At 68.5% G+C, this 2663-nt stretch carries 2 protein-coding genes and 2 pseudogenes; all 4 read right to left on the reverse strand.

Annotation, left to right across the window (positions count from 1 at the left end; all coding sequences use genetic code 11):
• A pseudogene (locus Q7V15_RS00230) lies at nt 1–229 on the reverse strand (3'(2'),5'-bisphosphate nucleotidase CysQ); the annotation flags it as partial.
• Nucleotides 226–1557, reverse strand: a complete 1332-nt coding sequence (locus tag Q7V15_RS00235; RefSeq protein WP_304752709.1) for a TldD/PmbA family protein — start codon at nt 1555–1557, stop codon at nt 226–228. The gene Q7V15_RS00235 and the pseudogene Q7V15_RS00230, both read right to left, overlap by 4 nt.
• A 50-nt stretch (nt 1558–1607) precedes the next feature.
• Nucleotides 1608–2009, reverse strand: a complete 402-nt coding sequence (locus tag Q7V15_RS00240; RefSeq protein ID WP_304752712.1) for an MAPEG family protein — start codon at nt 2007–2009, stop codon at nt 1608–1610.
• A gap of 273 nt (nt 2010–2282) precedes the next feature.
• Nucleotides 2283–2663, reverse strand: a pseudogene (locus Q7V15_RS00245) (UbiD family decarboxylase domain-containing protein); the annotation flags it as partial.

The raw sequence follows: 2663 nt of genomic DNA on the forward strand, positions 1-2663 counted from the left end.
GTGCGAGATCGTCGGCGGTCTCCTCCGACAGCCAGCCATAGTCGGGCCTCGCCTGGCCGAGCTTGGTCTTCAACAGGGTGTCGGTGGCGAAGTCGGCGTTGGTGACCGGCGAATTGCCTTCCTTCCAGGCGATCTTCAGCCCCCGGGCCCGCAGGTCCAGGGCCAGGGTCCCGGCCTCCACCGCGGCGGCGACCAGAAGCTCCAGGTCCTGGGCGGGGCTCGGGCTCACTTGCCGGCGATCGCCAGGGCGTCGATCAGCAGGGACGGCGCATTGGATGATCCGCGGATCTCAAGGTCGGACCCCGGGACGAGTCGGGCGTACATCTCGATCAGATTGTCCGCCACGGTGATTTCGCTGACCGGATAGGCCAGTTCGCCGTCCTCGAACCAGAAGCCCGAGCAGCCCACCGACCAGTCGCCGGTGTTGCCGTTCAGGGACGGGCCGAACATGGAGGTGATCAGCAGGCCATTGCCGGCGCTGCGCATCAGGCTCGCCTGGTCCTCGGTCCCCGGCTGCAGGGTCAGGTTGGACACGCCCACGCCCGGGGGCCCGGCCAGGCCGCGGGAGGCGTGGCCCGTGGTCTCCAGGCCAAGCTGCCGGGCCGAGCTGGAGTTCAGGAGCCAGGTGGTCAGCACGCCCTTATCGATGAGGTCCATGGCGCGGGTCTCGACGCCTTCGTCATCAAAGGGGCTGGAGCCCAGGCCGCGGCGGCGGTGCGGGTCATCGGTGATGGTGACGCCTGGGGCGAACACCGACTGGCCGAGCTTGTCCTTCAGGAAGGAGGAGCCCCGGGCGATGGAGGGGCCGGCGATGGCGTTGATCATCGGGCTGATGATCGACATGGCCAGACGGTTTTCGAAGATCACCGGCGCGGTGGTCGAGCCGATCTTGCGCGAGCCCAGCCGCGCGGCGGCCCGGCGTCCGGCCTCGTTTCCGATGCCCTCAGGGCCAGGCAGGTCGGCATGCCAGCGTACGGAACGGCCGTCATAGCCGGTCTCCATGGTCTGGCCGTCGCCGGCGATGGCCGAGGCGCCCAGGGAAAAGCCTGAGGCCTGATGGGAGCCCACAAAGCCGTGGCTGGTGGCGATCAGCCACTTGGCGGTCGACCAGCCGGCGGTGGCGCCGTCGGAGTTCACCACACCCTGAACCGCCCGCGCGGAGGCCTCGGCGGCCCGGGCGCGGTCCTCGAGGGTCTCTGGGGAAAGCTCGGTGGGGTCATAGAGGTCAAGATCGAGGTGCGGGCCCTTGGCCAGGCGCTCGGCCGGCGCGAAACCGGCATAGGGGTCTTCGGGCGCCAGCTTCGCCATGGCGACGGCGCGATCAACCAGCTTTGAGAGCGCTTCTGGGGACAGGTCCGAGCCCGAGACCGTGGCCTGACGCTGACCCACAAAGACCCGCAGGCCCAGGTCGCGGCTTTCTTCCCGCTCGACCTCTTCCAGGGCGCCGGCCCGGACGGAGATGGAGAGGGACTGGCGTTCGGCGGTGACGGCCTCGGCCGCATCGGCGCCGGCCTTGCGGGCGGCGGCGATCAGCTCGGCGAGCAGGTTTTGATCCATGCCTGCCATATGGCGAACCTCAGGCCCTCGGGCAAGCGCGCCGCAGGACCTCAGGCGATGGCGAAGAAGAGCAGGGCGACGCCGGCGAAGACGTAGGAGATCCAGGTCAGGGTGACCCCAATGGCACGGGGAAAGGAGGCGCCGCCGCTCTGGGACAGGCCGATGGCGTGCATCACCCGGCCAGAGAACAACACCAATCCGGCGATGTGGACAGCCAGCGGCGGCGCGTCCACCAGGGCCAGGACGCCGATGGCGATCAGCCCGGCCGGGACATATTCCGTGGCGTTGCCAAAGGCGCGGATGGCCTGGGCCAGTTCCGGAATGCCGTCATCGCCAAAGGCCACCTTGTGACGCTGTCGCTGGCGGACAACCAGTAGAGACAGGGTCAGCAGGAGGAAGAGGTGAAGGCCCGTCCAGAGCGCTGCGGCGTGTCCCGATGTCACCAGATTCATGTCTCAACTCCCCTGACGCCCCGCGCCCCCGCGCAAGGGCCGCAGTTGGACTGTGAAAACGCCCCCAGGGCAAGGGGGAAGGCCGGCCTCGCCCTCAACGCCCTCTCGTCCATCGCTGCGGGGCGGAGGCCCCCGCCGCTGGCGGCCTGACTCCAGCGCGCAGCGCGGAGACAATTCACCACGAAGAGCACGAAGGACACCAAGGGTCGGCGCTGACCTTTGTGCTCTTTGTGACCTTCGTGGTTGATCTTTCCAGCGCCTGCGGCGCGCCCATCAGCCCTTGAGGGGCGGGAGGCCGAGGCTCGCCCAGCGGTCGGTGACCCGGGCGACCGTGGCCTCGTCCATGTCGAGCTTCTCACCCCACTCGCGGTGGGTTTCCGGGGGCCATTTGTTGGTGGCGTCCAGGCCGATCTTGGAGCCCAGGCCGCTCTCGGGCGAGGCGAAGTCCAGATAGTCGATGGGGGTGCCCTCAACGAGGGTGATGTCCCGGGCCGGGTCCATGCGGGTCGACAGCGCCCACATGACATCCTTCCAGTCGCGGGCGTCGATGTCGTCGTCCACGACGATCACCCACTTGGTGTACATGAACTGCCGCAGATAGCTCCAGACGCCCATCATCACGCGCTTGGCGTGGCCGGGATAGGCCTTCTTCAT

Source organism: Phenylobacterium sp. (assembly GCF_030651755.1).
Lineage (GTDB): Bacteria > Pseudomonadota > Alphaproteobacteria > Caulobacterales > Caulobacteraceae > Phenylobacterium.